Source organism: Chryseobacterium vietnamense (genome assembly GCF_031454475.1).
In the GTDB taxonomy this organism is placed as follows: domain Bacteria; phylum Bacteroidota; class Bacteroidia; order Flavobacteriales; family Weeksellaceae; genus Chryseobacterium; species Chryseobacterium vietnamense.
This window is the reverse complement of record NZ_JAVDQX010000001.1, coordinates 851,694-867,659: the sequence shown is the minus strand read 5'-3', so window position 1 is coordinate 867,659 and position 15,966 is coordinate 851,694. Positions and strand designations below refer to the sequence as shown.

Genomic DNA, 15,966 nt, shown 5'->3' with positions numbered 1-15,966 from the left:
CGACAGGTAAAAAACCTGTCGATAAAAAAACAAAAATTGATATGGATATGATTTAGATATGATGTGTCTATTTTTTAATAATCTTTTCTGTAACGGTTTTTTGATTCTTCGTCTGAATTTTAATCAGATAAGTTCCCGGAACAAAACTGTCCATAGAAACCGTCTTAGAGTTTCCTTCCTGCATCTTTTGCCCGGACATATTGTAAATTTCATATTTCGCCAGTCCTTCTTTCATCTGTATTGTTACAGAATTTGCTGTAGGATTTGGATATAGGGTAACAAGGCTTGATGCCTCTTTAGAAACTTCAAGGGTTGAAAGACTTTCAGGCTGAATATTTATGGTATAATCCTCTGCCTGACCGATAAACCAATCTGAAGGGCACGGAAGATTCTTCAAAGCTCCCATCCATGAATTGGATTCATAGGCTTTTACCAGTCTGAAACGGGTTTCTCCCAACTGTGCTCCTGCCGGAATGGTGATATTGCCTGTTGTAATCCCGGACTGCTGGCCAGGAACAGGATTGGAGTTATCCAGATAGCCCAGATTAAATTGCTCATAAGCATCAAACTGATTATTATGGTTAAAATCAATATAAGCATAGGCTGATACTGTATTCTGACCATGCGTACCTCCTGTTACGGTTATCGGATAACTATTTCCACGGTTAACATTGAAAACTGTTGCTGTGAAGTTTTCAAGTACATCAGAATTCCCGTCAAGCGCACTGTTTCTAACAACTCCGGCAAATTCTACCGTACTGATCTCACTCACGGTCAAACTTGTAATATTTTCTGTACCACAGTAAGGAGCCGGGAAATTTGGGGTATTCCCTATTATATTGACTGTATAATCTTCTGTCTGTCCTGCTCTCAAGCTGGCATCACAAGCTGAACTGATAGAATTAGCAGCTGACGGATTTGAATAAGCCTGAACATTGGTATTCTTAAGAACTCTCATTCTGGTACTCCCACTGGCAGCATTCGCAGGGACTATTATCGTACTATTGATTGTAAAAGCATTGGCCGGATTGGCCGCTTCAAGTCTTCCAATATAAAAGCTTTCTCCTGCGTCGTCGAAATTACCATTCTGATTAAAGTCTATAAAAACTACTACATCACTTGGAAAGGTACTGGATGGGCCTTTCACAGATATAGAATAGGAACTTCCTGACTGCAGATCTGTGGATATTGCGGTAAAGTTCTCATAAATCTGTACATTCGAAGACTGAACAGGTGATGAATTATTAATCGTTCCGAAAGTAACATTACTGATCATATTACTGTCAGCACCATACTGAAAGGTGGGCATACAGTATTGTAACTGCGCATTCATTACTGATGCAAGTACAATACCAGAAAGAGTAGTTATTTTTTTCATTTTCTTTGTTCAATTTCTTGTGACAAATTTATATTTATTTAGAATGAATAAAAATAACAATGTAATGATATTTATCAGTTTAATAAAAATAGAATATTTAAAGCGTGTTTAGCCCTATCAAATAATTTTATTTACTATTAGATAATCAATGCAATATCAAAAAAAAGCTCTTTCTCAGATTTGACTTTAAGAAGGAGCTTTTTTTGATTATAATTAAAATCTAAGGTATTTTATGCCTTTCAAATACTGTTTTCAATAAGAACTGCGGAAGCACCTCCTCCTCCATTGCATATGGCAGCAATACCATACTTTCCTTTTTCCTGGTGCAAAACATTCACCAAAGTGGTCATAATTCTGGCACCTGAAGCGCCAATCGGATGTCCTAACGCAACAGCTCCTCCATACACATTAACCTTATTCAGATCATAGCCGAGAATATGCTGATTGGATAGAATTACTGAGGAATAGGCTTCATTAATTTCGAAAAAATCGATATCAGAAAGGCTGAGACCGGTTTGCTTCAACAGTTTTTCAAGGGCTATGGAAGGTGAAGTGGTAAACCATTCCGGAGATTGTGCCGCATCTGCATAGGCCACTATTTTTGCCAGCGGTTTCAAATTATGGTTTTCTATAGCTTCTGAAGAGGCTAATAACAAAGTTGCTGCACCATCATTCAGATTGCTTGAATTGGCAGCTGTAAGCGTTCCGTCTGCCTCAAATGCAGGTTTCAACTGAGAGATTTTTTCTGGGATCAGCTTGTCAATATCTTCATCCTTATCAACAATTGTAGTTCCTTTTTTACTTTCAATCGATATCCGGATCAGTTCGCTATCAAACTTGCCGTTTTTTGCTGCTTCCTGAGCTCTATGATAGGATAATAAGGCATAATCATCAAGTTGCTGTCTGGTAAGTCCATATTTTTTCACCCCCAATTCGGCTGCACTTCCCATGTGGAAATCATTGTAGACATCCCATAATCCATCTTTGATCAATCCGTCAGTAAGGTTGGTATCTCCCAGCTTTGTTCCCTGGCGGATTTTGACATAATGCGGAACATTGCTCATACTTTCCATGCCACCAGTCATAACGATATGATCCAGTCCAAGCTGGATCTGCTGTGCTCCAATCATCGCTGATTTCATTCCGGAAGCACAGACTTTGTTAATTGTCGTCGCATCTTTATCAACAGGAATTTCAGCAAAAATAGCAGCCTGCCTGGCTGGTGACTGGCCAAGTCCGGCACTCAATACATTTCCCATATACACACTGTCAATGTGCTCAGGAGAAAGTCCAATACTTTCATAAGCATTCTGAATGGCCAAAGCTCCCAGCTGAGGTGCTGTAAATCCGGACAGGCTTCCCATAAAACCACCAACCGGGGTTCGTTTTGCTGCTACGATAAATACTTCTTTCATAGATTTTATTTTTATAATATACCGATCGGTACATTTTTGATTTAAAAAAATCCCTTTTATTTGATCAGGGAATTACAACAAAGATAACTAAAATATACCAATCGGTATATTTATAGATAAGAAAAAATCTTACTTTTTGGTAAGACTTTATTATTTATGCTCTGCTTAGCTGATCAAGTTTTTTTAATAATGCAGGAATTCTGTAAGCACCGTGCATCTGTTCTACTTTCGATTGAACTTCATCTACATTCATTCCTCTGGCAGTTACAAAAAGTGGCGTTTTGCTTTCTCCACGCACGACACTTCTTCGCTGGGAATCCGGTGTTGTAAATTCATTTTTTGCAATCCCCACTACAGGATACTTTCCTTCCAATTCTTCATAAAGGTGTCCACCCAGTCCAATTTTCCCATCATTATCCAAGGTAACATATCCGTCAACAATGATGATATCTTCTGGTTTTAATGTTATTTTCTTCAACAGGCTTACAATGCAGGGCAATTCTCTTTTGTAAAAGGCTCCGCTTTCATATTCTGAACTCACAGGAGTCTGTTCTATAAAAGTTTCCACTTCCTTTTCAGAGGTCCAGTCTTCAAATGCAATACACACGGTATTGGCATAATCCTCATAATAGTAGGTATCAAATGCGTAAATCATATTTCTTTTTTAAAAAAACTCACCGAAATGCCACAAAATCCCTGAAGGATCATGCACAAAACACTCTTTTCCCCAAGCCATCGTTCTGACAGGAGTGAGTTTTACATGTTCATATTTATCCGTAAGCCCCAGAGACAAAAGCTCTTTCCAGAATTCATCGGTATTGTCCACTTCCATAAAGATCATGGTATTGTCAATCCAGTCTTTTGTATAATAATCCTGAAGATAAAATCCAATTTCTTCACGGATAAACAATGATAATTTAGCTTCCAGAACAACTTCTTCAAATCCCAGATCTCTATAAAAATTTCTGCTGACATCAAAATTCTGTGCTCCAATAAAAGGTCTGATAGATTTTAATTTCGGTATCATAATTTTTTACTTTTCCAGTTTTCAAAGGTCATTTCAAATTTGATTTCTCCTTTTCCATGGATTCCTGTTTCTTTCCAGCCGGATTTTCTGTAAAAGATTTCAGCCCTTGTTTCAGGTGAAGTACCCAGCCATACGAAATCTTTATTTTGTTCAAAATACCAGTCGAGCATAATATCATGGAGTTTTCTGCCAATTCCGTGATTTTCAAATTCCGGATGTACAAAGAGTGCCCAGATATTATTTTCTTTCAGATCTGCAATGGAAAAACCAACAATCCGATCTTCAACCTCAACTACCCATCCTTTTCCTCTTTGAAAAAGAAATTCCTCACAGTCTTTATCTGTAACCAATCCCGGATCTGACAATGTATTTTCTTTCACCGAATTTCTTACAACCTGTATTTGCGGAATGTCTTCCGGTTTTGCTTCTCGTATGATGGTTTTCATGGTAATGGTTTTATTGTGCAAGGATTTTATCTCCGATAAAATCTGATCCTGTTGAAAGCGTCTTTAAACTCTTAATCCTTGTCAAGGTTTTGAACCTTGACAAGGATGATATCTGTTTATTTTCTATCCACTACAATTCTTTCTTCTCTGTTGGCGATGTCCCAGGCCGTTGTAAAAATAAGCTGGGTTCTTTTCTCCAACAACTGGTAATCAATCTTTTCAGGATCATCTCCCGGTTTGTGGTAATCTTCATGAATACCGTCAAAGAAAAATGCTACAGGAATATTATGTTTGGCAAAATTATAGTGATCTGAACGGTAATATAATTGTTCAGGATCATTTAAATCATCATATTTGTAATTTAGTTCAAGATTATTGGTTCTCTTATTCGCTGCTTCATTGATTACTTTAAGCTGAGAACTTAACATTTCAGAACCAATTACATAAACATATTGCTTTCCTCTGTTGGCAGGATCATCACGTCCGATCATATCAATATTAAGATCAACAACGGTATTGGCTAATGGGAAAACAGGGTTCTCTGAATAATATTCCGAACCAAACAGTCCGTGCTCTTCCCCTGTAACATGCAGAAACAGAATTGATCTTTTAGGTCCCTTACCTGCTTTTTTAGCCTGCTGAAATGCTTTAGCAATTTCCATTACGGCTACAGTTCCGCTTCCGTCATCGTCTGCCCCGTTGTATACTACTCCATTTTTTGTTCCTACGTGATCATAATGTGCAGAAACTACTACAATCTCGTCCGGTTTTTCACTTCCTTCAATAAAAGCTAAAATATTTTCAGAATCCGGCAGGTTCCCTCCTCCTCTTTTCTTCATGAATTCAGACGGTACTTTCTGATAGTAAGAGCCTAATGCTTTAGGGGCTGCAATACCCAGATTTTTATAGTAATTAATCATATATTCGCCTGCTTTTTTCTGTCCTTTGCTTCCGGTGTCACGACCTTCCATATCGTCTGCTGCAATGACATACAGGTTTTTCTTTAAATCCTCTGCATTAATCTCTTTATAGGCATTATTAAATGCTTTATTATGTTTTGTTGAAACAGGATGCGAAGCATTTCCGTCAGCTATTTTTGCCGTTCCACAACTGGTCACTACAGCCATTGCGAATAACGGAATAAGTATTTTTTTCATAAAGAATAAATTTCTTAAAAATAACAATTTTTATTGAATCCCCGCATCAATAATCACGAGGACAAAATAATATGCATTTCATTATAATTCTGACAATACATAGATTTTAAGTATAATTTTGATATTAAAATTTTATTATATTTGATTAAAATACAAAATAGATGGATAAAATTTACGGATTTACTCATTACTCCTTTTTTACGGAGATGTCGGAACTGGCAACCAGGCACGGAAGCTTTGATCTTTCTTTGGGACTCCCGGATTTTGATATTGATGAACGCCTCTCCGAATTTTTAAAAGAAGCTGCTGAAAAAAACACTTACCATTATGAACCTCTTGCCGGCAGCCCTCTGCTGATAGAAAGTATCATTCGTTTCAACACAAAACGGGCTCACAGTATATCAGTCACCAATAGGGAAATTACTATTGTTCCCTGTGCAACCTTTGCTTTATATACTTCCCTGAAATCAATTCTGAATCAAGGCGATGAAGTCATCATTATTCAGCCTTCTTATTATACTTATGGGCCGGCTGTTGTGATGAATGGCGGTATTCCAGTTTACTATGATCTTGATGGCGACTTTACAATCAAATGGGATCTTTTCAAAAAATGTATCACTCAAAAAACAAAAGCCGTCATTGTCAATTCTCCCCAGAATCCAACCGGAAAAGTATGGAAGAAAGAAGAATGGAACCAGCTTTATGAACTGATTAAGGATCACGATATTTATTTAATTTCTGAAGAAATATATGATACTTACTGTTATGATGAAGAAGAACATTACAGTTCTTTTATTCATCCGGGACTTAGGGAAAGGACTTTCTGCATTTTTTCTTTTGGTAAAATGTTTCATACTTCTGGCTGGAAAGTGAGTTATATGCTCGCTTCTGAATGTTTAACCTCAAGATTTCAATGTCATCAGCAGTATATTTCATACAGCGCGAATGCTCCGGCACAATATGCTATCGCAAAATATCTCGATGTATTTGATCCGGATATCAATAAAAAATTCATGCAGAAGAAAAGAGATACTTTTAGTGCAATGATTAAAGAAACACCATTTCTGATCGAACAGCAATCCGAAGGAAGTGTTTTTCAGGTGGTTAATTTCAGGACTATTTCTAAAAGCATGACGGATGTAGAGTTTTCAAAATGGCTGACGATTGAGAAAAAAGTTTCCTGTCTCCCGCTTTCTGCTTTTTATAATTCCAGAGATAATTCAGATTATATCAGGTTTAGTTTTGCTAAAAAAGATGAGCTCATTATTCAGGCCTTGGAACATTTGAGAAAGAGTCTTTAATCTTGTCACATATTTTTTCCCACAGATTGCACGGATTTTCACAGATGATGATGGATATTTTTGGCTGCATTTATTTTTTAGGACCTGAATAGATACGAAAAAGCACCGCCCGGGCGATGCTTTTATTATACTTTTTTGATTTTAAAGAGCGAGTACTCTTACGTCAATTCTTCTGTTTTTTGCTTTACATTCATCAGTGTCATTAGTTTCACATACAGGATGTAGTGACCCATATCCTTCTGCTTCTATTCTATCTGCTGAAATACCTAACTCAAGAAGTTTCAGTTTTGCTGTCTGTACTCTCAGATTAGATAATTTGATATTGCTATCCTCATTACCGCTATTATCTGTGTATCCACCCAATTTTATTTTCAGATCGGGATAAGCATTTAAAATTTCTGCCAACGTATTAAGCTGAAGTGCGGATTCTGCTTTCAGATCACTGGAACCTGTTTCAAAATAAAGGTTTTCAATGGTGTACCATTTATTAGGATCTAAAGCCGATTTATCTTTTTGTTTCACCACATTATAAAGCTGGTAAAGCTGGCTTCCATCACCAATAGCAATTGTTTTTCCTCCATCCAGTTTTATTTTCTGAATATTTCCTGTTTCATATACAAAGTCTCCGTTTTCATTAAGATGTCCTTTAACTTCTCCCGGAATGACCGTAATTATTTTAGAATCTCCATTTACAGTGGGTGCACTGCTTGAAATTCCTGTAAGACTTTCAATTTTTGCTTTTCTGTTAGCCTCAATTTTATCTTTATGTAAAACCGCCAAAGTAGGTGCAATCACCAGAGAAACAATTGACATTAGTTTGATCAGGATGTTCATAGATGGTCCTGATGTATCTTTAAACGGATCTCCCACGGTATCTCCTGTTACGGATGCTTTATGAGGTTCCGAACCTTTGTAATACGTCTGTCCATTGATATCAACTCCTTTTTCAAAGGATTTTTTAGCATTGTCCCAGGCACCTCCTGCGTTGTTCTGGAACATTCCCATTAAAACACCACATACGGTAGCACCAGCAAGAAATCCTCCCAATACTTCAGGGCCGAAAATAAATCCGATTAATAAAGGGGAAACAATGGCAATAGCACCAGGAAGCATCATTTTTCTGATGGATGCATCGGTAGAAATGGCAACACACTTCTCATATTCAGGCTGTGCTTTCCCTTCCAGAATTCCCGGAATTTCGCGGAACTGTCTTCTTACTTCCTCTACCATCGCCATGGCCGCCTGTCCCACCGCTGTAATGGCAAGTGATGAAAAGATAAACGGAATCATTCCTCCGACAAAAAGTCCGGCAAGAACATCTGCTCTGTAAATATCAATACCATCAATTCCTGCAATTCCTACAAAAGCTGCAAATAAAGCCAAAGCTGTTAAAGCAGCTGAAGCAATGGCAAATCCTTTTCCGGTAGCTGCCGTTGTATTTCCTACAGCATCCAGAATATCTGTTTTTTCACGTACTTCTTTGGGAAGTTCACTCATTTCAGCGATACCTCCGGCATTATCTGCAATGGGTCCGAAAGCATCGATAGCAAGCTGCATTGCTGTAGTCGCCATCATTCCGGCAGCTGCAATAGCTACACCGTAAAGTCCTGCACACAAATAAGAGCCATAGATTCCTCCTGCAAGTACAATAATAGGAAGTAAAGTAGATTCCATCCCCACAGAAAGTCCGCCGATAATATTGGTTGCATGCCCTGTAGAAGATTGTCTCACAATACTGGAAACCGGTCTTTTCCCCATAGCAGTGTAATATTCTGTAATAATACTCATTAAGGTTCCTACAACCAATCCAACCATTATCGCTCCGAATACTCCCATTTTCGTAAACTCATGTCCTCTCAGAACCATTTTTTCGGGAAGGATATAGGTTACCAGAAAATAGGACGCAATGGCAGTAATTACAATACTTCCCCAGTTTCCAAGATTTAATGCGTTTTGTACGCTGGAAGTGGATGACCCTTCATTATCATTAATTTTCACAAATAAAGTTCCGATCATTGAAAATATAATTCCTGTTCCTGCAATCAGCATGGGTAAAAGGATTGGAGCAAAACCTCCGAAAGCATCATCGGAAACAGTTTCCCTGCCTAATACCATGGTAGCCAGAACTGTCGCTACATAAGAACCAAAAAGGTCGGCTCCCATTCCCGCAACATCTCCTACGTTATCTCCTACATTATCTGCAATGGTAGCGGGATTTCGGGGGTCATCTTCAGGAATTCCGGCTTCTACTTTTCCTACAAGGTCAGCACCTACATCTGCCGCTTTTGTATAAATACCACCTCCTACTCTTGCAAAAAGCGCTATGGATTCAGCTCCCAGAGAAAATCCTGTAAGAATTTCAATTGTTCTTTCCATTTCATGGGAATCCACTGTAGCTTCAGGGGCAAAAATCTGTTTAATAATCAGAAATAACGCTCCCAAACCTAAAACAGCAAGTCCGGCAACGCCCATTCCCATTACAGAACCACCTGTAAAAGATACTTTAAGTGCCTTTGATAATGAAGTTCTTGCTGCTTCTGCCGTTCGGACATTAGCTTTGGTAGCTATTTTCATCCCGATAAAGCCAGCACATGCTGAAAATATGGCACCTACTGCAAAGGCGATACCGATACTCCAGTGGGAATTGGCATTCGTTGATCCCATCACTGCTAACAGAATGGCGACAACTACAACAAAGTAAGTTAAGATTTTGTATTCAGCCTTTAGAAAAGCCATTGCACCATCTGCAATATGGCCGCTGATTGTTTTCATTTTTTCATTTCCGGCATTCTGCTTGTTGACCCAGTTGCTCTGAAGAAATGTATAAAGCAAAGCTATGACACCAAAAATTGGCACTAACATAAATAGATCCATAGTTTATTATTTTATATTAAAAATTGAGATTAGTCTTATAAATATAATGAAATTATAAACACATAATAAAATTCACTAATAATAATCTATTATTTTGTAAATTTGTTTCTCACCATGATTTGAATTAATTATTTATGAAAAGGATACTATATACTCTTTTATTATCTGCAGGCATAAGCAGCTGTCACCATAAGATTCCACAAGAAAAAGCTGAGATCCTCTATTTTGGAGGTCCTATTATAACAATGGAGGATTCTTCTCCCCAGGTTGAAGCTGTAGCAGTAAAAGATGGTAAAATACTTTTTGCCGGAACAAAATCGGATGCAGAGCGCTTTTCAGAGCCAGCCACAAAATTGATTAACCTCAATGGAAAAACTCTTCTTCCCGGCTTTATAGATGTCCATGGGCATCTTACTTCAAGAGCCGGGATGATGGACGCTGTAGACTTATCGCCTGAACCTTATGGAACGGTGAATTCAATTAAAGATTTACAGATTACGGTTAAGAACTACATCAAGGACAATAAAATCACAGGTAAGCAGCCGATTATCGGAAATGGTTATGATGATGCCATTATGACAGAACATCGTCATCCTACAAAAGCAGAGCTGGATGTTATCAGTAAAACCAATCCTATTATTGTTATTCATGCTTCTGGTCATGCCAGCGTAGCAAACAGTGCGATGCTGCAACTTCTGGGAATCACAGAAGCCTCAAAAGATCCTGAGGGAGGACATATCGGCAGGGATAAAAAAACAGGAAAACTGAATGGTAAATTAGAAGAGAACGCAAGTTTCACTGCTTTACTGACCTTAACGGAAAAAATGAATAAGGGCAAAGATACCCAGGTTCACTCCATAAAAAATCTGATGAAAGCCCAGGATGAATGGCTCAGCTATGGACAAACTACTATTTGTGATGGAAGAACTATGGGAGAAAGTGTTGCTCCGTTAGAAAAAGCAGCGTCCCAGAATCTTTTTAAAGCCGATATCGTTTACTTTCCTGATTATGAGTATTTCAAAAAGGATTTCAGCCGTTTCAAACCAAAGTATATGAAGTATGAAAACCGCCTGAAACTGGCTGGGTTCAAATTTTCTGATGATGGTTCTCCACAAGGAAAAACAGCCTGGCTGACTCAACCTTATTTAGTTCCACCTGAAGGCCAGTCTAAAGACTACAAAGGATTTCCCATATTTACGGATGAAATATTGTATAATGATCTGAAAACACTATTCCAAAATCAGATAACCGCACAGCTTCATGTGAATGGAGATGCCGCAATAGATCAGGCTATACGTGTTATTAAAAGGTTAAAAGATGAAAATATATACAAACCGGAATTACGTGCCACATTGATTCATGTACAAAACAGCCGCCCTGATCATATTCAAAAGATAAAAGAATTAGGGGTAATTCCTTCTTATTTTTCTACTCATGCTTATTTATGGGGAGATTGGCATTACTCAAGTGTTTTTGGTCCTGAAAGAGCTGCTTTTATAAGTCCTGCTCACTCAGCATTAAAAGCAGGAATTACGTTTACCATTCATCATGACGCCCCGGTTACACCACCAGATCTGATCACTGGAGTATATGCCGCAGTGAATAGAAAAACACGTTCAGGGATGATTTTAGGACCCAATGAAAGAATCACTCCTCTTGAAGCCTTGAAAGCGATTACCATCAACGGAGCTTATCAACTGCAGGAAGAAAACAGAAAAGGGTCTATTAAAGCGGGTAAACTGGCAGACTTTGTTATTCTGGATCAGAATCCTTTAACGATAAGTCCTGAAAATCTTAGAAACCTCAAAGTTTTAGAAACCATCAAAGAAGGTAAAACTTTATATAAAAGAGATTAAGATGATGACTAACTGATCATTGACTATGAAAAAAATTATTATACTTATTTTGGGCCTTTTATGGGGAATATCCGCTTTTGGACAAGGTCACTACACGGGTTCTTCATTCAACCCCAATGATTATTTTGCACCACATCCCGGATGGATTATTCCCGTATGGTACGGCTATGCCAACATGGACTATCATAATGCTTCCGGCCAAAAGTCTGACCAGCTTATTAATCCTGCTCCGGGAAATCCTACAGAATTGCATATCAAGCAGAATGTAAAGACTCATTCTTTTATTCTGATGGCCATTTATGGAGGAAAAGGAAAAATTCTAGGAGCCAACTGGGGAATGATGATCATCCCTACCCTGAATAGTCCTACCGCCAATATTGCACTGGATTATTACTCCAGCCAGACCGGATCAGGGAATTATGTTTTCACCAATAAAAGTATTGGGTTTGGAGATATGTACATTCAGCCGATATGGCTATCCTGGACCAAAGGAAAGTTTAGCTATGCTTTTAATTATGGAGTTTGGGCTCCTACAGGAAAATACAAACCTCATGATCTGGATAATGGAGGGCATGGGTATTGGTCTCATAATATCCGTGTAGCCGGAAAAATGAAGCCGACCTCTAAGACCAATATCAGTATTGCCACGACTCTGGAGGTCAATCAGTGGCAGAAAGATACCGATTTTAAAGAAGGAAGTCACTTTACAGTAGATGCCGGCGGGTCATTTGTTTTAGATTCAAGGGGGGATGAAGTGGGTATTTTTGGTCATTATACAACTCAGGTTGGAAATGATAAAGGAACGAATGGCGGCTTTGTCTCTGATCAGATCGCTGGAATTGGTGCCTTTGCTTCTTACTGGATTGTTCCTATGAAAATTGGATTGATGGGAAGAATCACTCAAAACTTCGCTGTGGAAAACAGGTTTGGCGGAACGGCTGTTCAGGTGGGTCTTAATTTCTTACTCCCAAGCACCGCTCATTAGTATTTCAAAAAAAATCGAAGATTATTTCAATGATATCAATCAAAAAGGCAGATGAATTTTTCATCTGCCTTTTTAGTATGTCTGTAAAGGAAATATTATCCTCCGAATTTATCTGCGTAGTCTGTCTGAGAAGCTTTAATCACTTTTCTTGCATGTTCAGCTCCATAAACTTCCTGAATTCTGCATTTTGCAGGCTCATCTGGTAAATTCTTGTACGTTAGAAAGTAGTGCATTAATCTTCTAACTTCTGCTTCAGGTAATTCAGCGATATCTCTGAAATGTCCGAAAGCATGGTCGTTGATCATTACGGCTACAATTTTATCATCAGCTTCTCCACCATCGATCATTTTAAAACCTCCGATTGGAATAGCTTCCATCAATAAACCTCCAGCATGAATATTGTGAGAACTTAAAACACAAATATCAAGAGGGTCATGATCTCCCATTGTAACATCCGTAGCTCCTGCTTCTACAGCAAGTTTCATCACTTCCTTATCACAGTATGTTCTTGGAACAAAACCATATAAAGCAGGGATGATGTTAGAAAATTTCTGCGGTCTGTCTACCTTTAAGTATCCTGTTTCTTTATCTACTTCATATTTAATAGTATCTGAAGGAACAATTTCCACAAATACGTTTACAACATTTGGCGCATCTTCTCCTGCAGAAATTCCGTGCCATGGATGTGCTTTAAAATTTGGAATCATTATTTATCTGTTATTTTTTTAAGTTATTATTAAAATTTCTTTTCGTAAATCTTCTATGGTTTCAGCAATATAATCATTGCTTTCCATATAGTTCATGATGAAAATCGTTTTGAATTCATCCAGCTGAACTTCTCCTTTCAACCCGTCATACGTTTTGTGAAGCAGTTCTATAATCGCATTTTTTGAGTCTACGATATTCTTCCATGAATTTTTTGTAATGTATAACTGCTGTGAAGAGTTATACTCAAATTCTTCATTGATTGCCTTTTCAGTCAGGTAAATAAACTCATGAACAGCTAATCCCCTGTCAAACCTCTGTATAAGGTTTGAAGGTTTCATTCTGTCCAGAAACAAGGTCATTCTTTCATAGGAATGTGCTTTGTTCTCTGAATTTGACTTCACAGTGAGTAATTTGATTTCCTGGTTTTTAAGCGTAATGTATGAGTGTACAAATTGTCTGAGCAAAACCAGAAAAGGAATTGCAATAATCAATGCAAATGCATAGGGTAAATATCCTGAGAGACTCGTCATAATTTTAGACTGCAAAATTACTAATTATTTTCCGTCTTCTAAAGAGTTTTTAAAGATATCCACTTTAGAAATTTGTATATAGACTAATGCAAGCATAATTATAAGATAAAAGCCAAGCATCATCCTGTTTACCAGAGACGGAAAAACCAAAAATCTCAACATAACAGCTCCATAAATAATAGCAAAAAACAAGAGCTGAGCCTGATTTTTTTTATTATAAAATGAAAAACGATTCGCCAAAATGATTACCATGAAAATCAACAAGATTGGAAAATAGGAAGAGTTGAATTCCAACATTATATTCCTTTTAATAAAATGAATATAATCTGAAAAGGAAAACGGATCGGGCTGTGACAGAGGATAAATCTGCACTTTTGTAAACTGATTCATAAAAAGTGTAGACCACAAAACCTGATTAAAAGCCTGTATTAAAAAGAAGGAAAGAAATACATATCCGTAAGATATCAATAAGGTACCTGTTTTAATCCGGAGATTATTCCTGTAAAAATAAATAAAGGCGTATAAGAATGAGTACAATATAAAATATTCCGGCCTTGTGAGGACACACAGCATAGCTAATATGCCTGCAAAAAAGAAATTTTTCCTCACTAAAAACACATAAAAGCTCAAAAGAAGCAACAGACATGATAAGGAATCTGCTGAAACATGGCGGGCCGACTCCGGCAAAGGTTTGAATAGTGAAATTAAAATAGTAAGGATAAAGGCCAGAGGATAATTTTTCAGAATTTTTATCAAAAAGATGAAAATGAGAATAAGTATCAAAGCATACGAAATAACTGAAATTAAAGAGATGGAGGCAGAAGCACTGAAACCAAGCTTAAATAATGACCAGCCGATAAAATTATAAAAAGGTTTTACCACAAAAAGCTGCAGCTCTTCTTCGTAGGCTTTGGGATTTTGCGAAATGATTTTATAGTATGTGCTCTCCCCTTTTGCTATTTCTTCAACCATTGGATCAACAGGGCCAAGTCCGGCAAAATCCGGATTCTTTTCCCTCAGCTCGTCATATACCTTCTGATGAATTTCTTCAATTTTCATTTCAGGATATTCCGTTTTATAAATCAGCCCCATATAGGCTTCCATATCAGTGTTGTAATAATGGTTGTTATACAGGTAGTATGACATAAAGCATACATACATTGAAAATATTAAAACAAGAATATTCTTCTTTTTTTCCATACACTGATATTATGAATACAAATGTAAAAAAACTATCTTTTAAACTTATATTCTTATAAAAGCTTTTATAATAAAGGATAAGCCTTAGTTAAAGTTCAAAGAGCGCCGGCCTTTGAGTTACTTCGTGATAGCACACACTATTTTCGTCAAAGAAATGATATACAAGACTTTTTCTCGTTCTGTTTTTATTTGTGTGAGGCTCTCCTCCGTGAAGAATATTGGCATGCCAGATTAGTAAATCCCCTTTTTTTGCTTTAAAAATTTCTTTTTTTAAACCTAATTCTTTTACTTTATCTTCAAGGAAAGTTTCATAAGCTCTGTAGCTTTTCTTTCCTATTTTCAGGGATGTCCCTTCATTATCGTAATCTGAATTCAAAAAATAAGGGAGTTTATGGCTTTTAGGAATATAGTGAAGAGCACCGTTACTTTCATCTACATCTTCCAGCGCAATCCATACTCCAAGTAATCCTCCCAATGGATATGTGGTCATGTGAATACTGTCAGAATGGGTTTTCTGCTGGCTTCCGTTGATGAAGTTGATACTTTGGAAAAGCTTCGATTTTCCATCCAGCAGAACAGATAAAAAGTCTAAAAGTTCTTTATTACTTCCTATATTTTTAATGATTTCAGAATGATGGATTGCAAACATCAGTTTTCCTCCATAGATAAATTTCAAAGTTCCATCCTCCATCAATTTATCAATTTCAGTATTGATCTGATCTGCTGTTTCCGGAGTGAGGTAATTCCTCAGAATCATATAGCCATTCTCATCATACTGAAGAGCACTTTCTTTATTTTCTTCAGAAAGTTTCTTAAAAAAAGGAGTTTCCTGCAGTTTTGTATCATCCAGAGTCCTTTCGCTGGCGGGAAGGTGGGCAAAATCTTTGCTTGAAATACTTGAAAAATAGCTCTTATTGATTCCGTATTTTTTATATAAGGGAATATTATGCTTTAATTTATTTTTTTTAAATAAGTTATAAAGCATGTATGACAATTTGTACTGACGAATCTGTTGTAACATAACTGTTTTACTAAGGATTTTATAAAGTTACGGAATATTACTTAATTAGAACCAATCTAAACAATGCT

Annotated in this window: 14 protein-coding genes; 3 read left to right on the top strand and 11 right to left on the bottom strand. The window is 37.2% G+C overall.

The features are described 5' to 3' along the window. Window positions 1-67 precede the first annotated feature (67 nt). The 6 genes from J2786_RS03870 to J2786_RS03845 all read right to left on the bottom strand — a co-directional run bounded on the left by J2786_RS03870 (window position 68) and on the right by J2786_RS03845 (window position 5,423). A complete protein-coding gene (locus J2786_RS03870) occupies window positions 68-1,378 on the bottom strand; it encodes a T9SS type A sorting domain-containing protein (protein ID WP_047431189.1) in 1,311 nt (436 codons plus the stop codon). Window positions 1,379-1,617: 239 nt separating this feature from the next. After that, entirely contained in the window at window positions 1,618-2,793 is a 1,176-nt protein-coding gene (locus J2786_RS03865; RefSeq protein ID WP_156121426.1) for an acetyl-CoA C-acyltransferase, read from the bottom strand. 154 nt (window positions 2,794-2,947) lie between these two features. Then, window positions 2,948-3,448 carry an endonuclease V gene (locus J2786_RS03860; protein WP_047431194.1) on the bottom strand — a complete coding sequence of 167 codons (501 nt, stop codon included), beginning with the start codon at window positions 3,446-3,448 and terminating at the stop codon, window positions 2,948-2,950. Window positions 3,449-3,457: 9 nt separating this feature from the next. Beyond that, window positions 3,458-3,820, bottom strand: coding sequence for a VOC family protein (locus J2786_RS03855; protein ID WP_047431196.1), 363 nt, complete (start codon window positions 3,818-3,820; stop codon window positions 3,458-3,460). Next, window positions 3,817-4,266: a GNAT family N-acetyltransferase gene (locus tag J2786_RS03850; protein ID WP_047431199.1), complete on the bottom strand. Its 450-nt coding sequence runs from the start codon at window positions 4,264-4,266 to the stop codon at window positions 3,817-3,819. Before J2786_RS03850 ends, J2786_RS03855 begins: the two co-directional genes overlap by 4 nt. A gap of 116 nt (window positions 4,267-4,382) precedes the next feature. Beyond that, window positions 4,383-5,423 (bottom strand): M28 family metallopeptidase, encoded by a 1,041-nt coding sequence (locus tag J2786_RS03845; protein WP_047431202.1) that lies wholly within the window; start codon window positions 5,421-5,423, stop codon window positions 4,383-4,385. A gap of 161 nt (window positions 5,424-5,584) precedes the next feature. On the opposite strand from J2786_RS03845, the gene J2786_RS03840 reads away from it, so the two are divergent. Continuing rightward, window positions 5,585-6,724, top strand: a complete 1,140-nt coding sequence (locus J2786_RS03840) for an aminotransferase class I/II-fold pyridoxal phosphate-dependent enzyme (protein WP_047431204.1) — start codon at window positions 5,585-5,587, stop codon at window positions 6,722-6,724. Between the two features lie 141 nt (window positions 6,725-6,865). Here the strand turns inward: J2786_RS03840 and J2786_RS03835 are convergent, their stop codons facing one another. Next, on the bottom strand, window positions 6,866-9,598 hold the full coding sequence (locus tag J2786_RS03835; RefSeq protein ID WP_047431207.1) for a sodium-translocating pyrophosphatase: 2,733 nt from the start codon (window positions 9,596-9,598) through the stop codon (window positions 6,866-6,868). Between the two features lie 134 nt (window positions 9,599-9,732). Here J2786_RS03835 and J2786_RS03830 point away from each other — a divergent pair, with 134 nt between their 5' ends. Both J2786_RS03830 and J2786_RS03825 read left to right on the top strand, forming a co-directional pair. Further along, window positions 9,733-11,454 carry an amidohydrolase gene (locus J2786_RS03830; protein ID WP_310024037.1) on the top strand — a complete coding sequence of 574 codons (1,722 nt, stop codon included), beginning with the start codon at window positions 9,733-9,735 and terminating at the stop codon, window positions 11,452-11,454. Between the two features lie 25 nt (window positions 11,455-11,479). Continuing rightward, window positions 11,480-12,439 (top strand): SphA family protein, encoded by a 960-nt coding sequence (locus tag J2786_RS03825; RefSeq protein ID WP_047431213.1) that lies wholly within the window; start codon window positions 11,480-11,482, stop codon window positions 12,437-12,439. Between the two features lie 95 nt (window positions 12,440-12,534). Here the strand turns inward: J2786_RS03825 and J2786_RS03820 are convergent, their stop codons facing one another. The 4 genes from J2786_RS03820 to J2786_RS03805 form a co-directional block, all read right to left on the bottom strand. Beyond that, window positions 12,535-13,146 (bottom strand): inorganic pyrophosphatase, encoded by a 612-nt coding sequence (locus J2786_RS03820; RefSeq protein ID WP_047431214.1) that lies wholly within the window; start codon window positions 13,144-13,146, stop codon window positions 12,535-12,537. Window positions 13,147-13,164: 18 nt separating this feature from the next. Then, the gene (locus tag J2786_RS03815; RefSeq protein WP_047431217.1) at window positions 13,165-13,677 is read right to left on the bottom strand and encodes a DUF7935 family protein; all 513 of its coding nucleotides are present in this window, start codon (window positions 13,675-13,677) and stop codon (window positions 13,165-13,167) included. A gap of 24 nt (window positions 13,678-13,701) precedes the next feature. After that, entirely contained in the window at window positions 13,702-14,877 is a 1,176-nt protein-coding gene (locus J2786_RS03810; protein ID WP_047431219.1) for a hypothetical protein, read from the bottom strand. Between the two features lie 88 nt (window positions 14,878-14,965). Beyond that, window positions 14,966-15,862 (bottom strand): phytanoyl-CoA dioxygenase family protein, encoded by an 897-nt coding sequence (locus J2786_RS03805; RefSeq protein ID WP_310024034.1) that lies wholly within the window; start codon window positions 15,860-15,862, stop codon window positions 14,966-14,968. Between the last annotated feature and the right edge of the window lie 104 nt (window positions 15,863-15,966).

Bases quoted from the DNA above. Each gene is read 5' to 3' on its own strand.
- J2786_RS03860 (WP_047431194.1), bottom strand. From the start codon at position 3,448: ATGATTTACGCATTTGATACCTACTATTATGAGGATTATGCCAATACC.
- J2786_RS03810 (WP_047431219.1), bottom strand. From the start codon at position 14,877: ATGGAAAAAAAGAAGAATATTCTTGTTTTAATATTTTCAATGTATGTA.
- J2786_RS03840 (WP_047431204.1), top strand. From the start codon at position 5,585: ATGGATAAAATTTACGGATTTACTCATTACTCCTTTTTTACGGAGATG.
- J2786_RS03855 (WP_047431196.1), bottom strand. From the start codon at position 3,820: ATGATACCGAAATTAAAATCTATCAGACCTTTTATTGGAGCACAGAAT.
- J2786_RS03865 (WP_156121426.1), bottom strand. From the start codon at position 2,793: ATGAAAGAAGTATTTATCGTAGCAGCAAAACGAACCCCGGTTGGTGGT.
- J2786_RS03850 (WP_047431199.1), bottom strand. From the start codon at position 4,266: ATGAAAACCATCATACGAGAAGCAAAACCGGAAGACATTCCGCAAATA.
- J2786_RS03845 (WP_047431202.1), bottom strand. From the start codon at position 5,423: ATGAAAAAAATACTTATTCCGTTATTCGCAATGGCTGTAGTGACCAGT.
- J2786_RS03835 (WP_047431207.1), bottom strand. From the start codon at position 9,598: ATGGATCTATTTATGTTAGTGCCAATTTTTGGTGTCATAGCTTTGCTT.
- J2786_RS03820 (WP_047431214.1), bottom strand. From the start codon at position 13,146: ATGATTCCAAATTTTAAAGCACATCCATGGCACGGAATTTCTGCAGGA.
- J2786_RS03830 (WP_310024037.1), top strand. From the start codon at position 9,733: ATGAAAAGGATACTATATACTCTTTTATTATCTGCAGGCATAAGCAGC.
- J2786_RS03815 (WP_047431217.1), bottom strand. From the start codon at position 13,677: ATGACGAGTCTCTCAGGATATTTACCCTATGCATTTGCATTGATTATT.
- J2786_RS03805 (WP_310024034.1), bottom strand. From the start codon at position 15,862: ATGCTTTATAACTTATTTAAAAAAAATAAATTAAAGCATAATATTCCC.
- J2786_RS03825 (WP_047431213.1), top strand. From the start codon at position 11,480: ATGAAAAAAATTATTATACTTATTTTGGGCCTTTTATGGGGAATATCC.
- J2786_RS03870 (WP_047431189.1), bottom strand. From the start codon at position 1,378: ATGAAAAAAATAACTACTCTTTCTGGTATTGTACTTGCATCAGTAATG.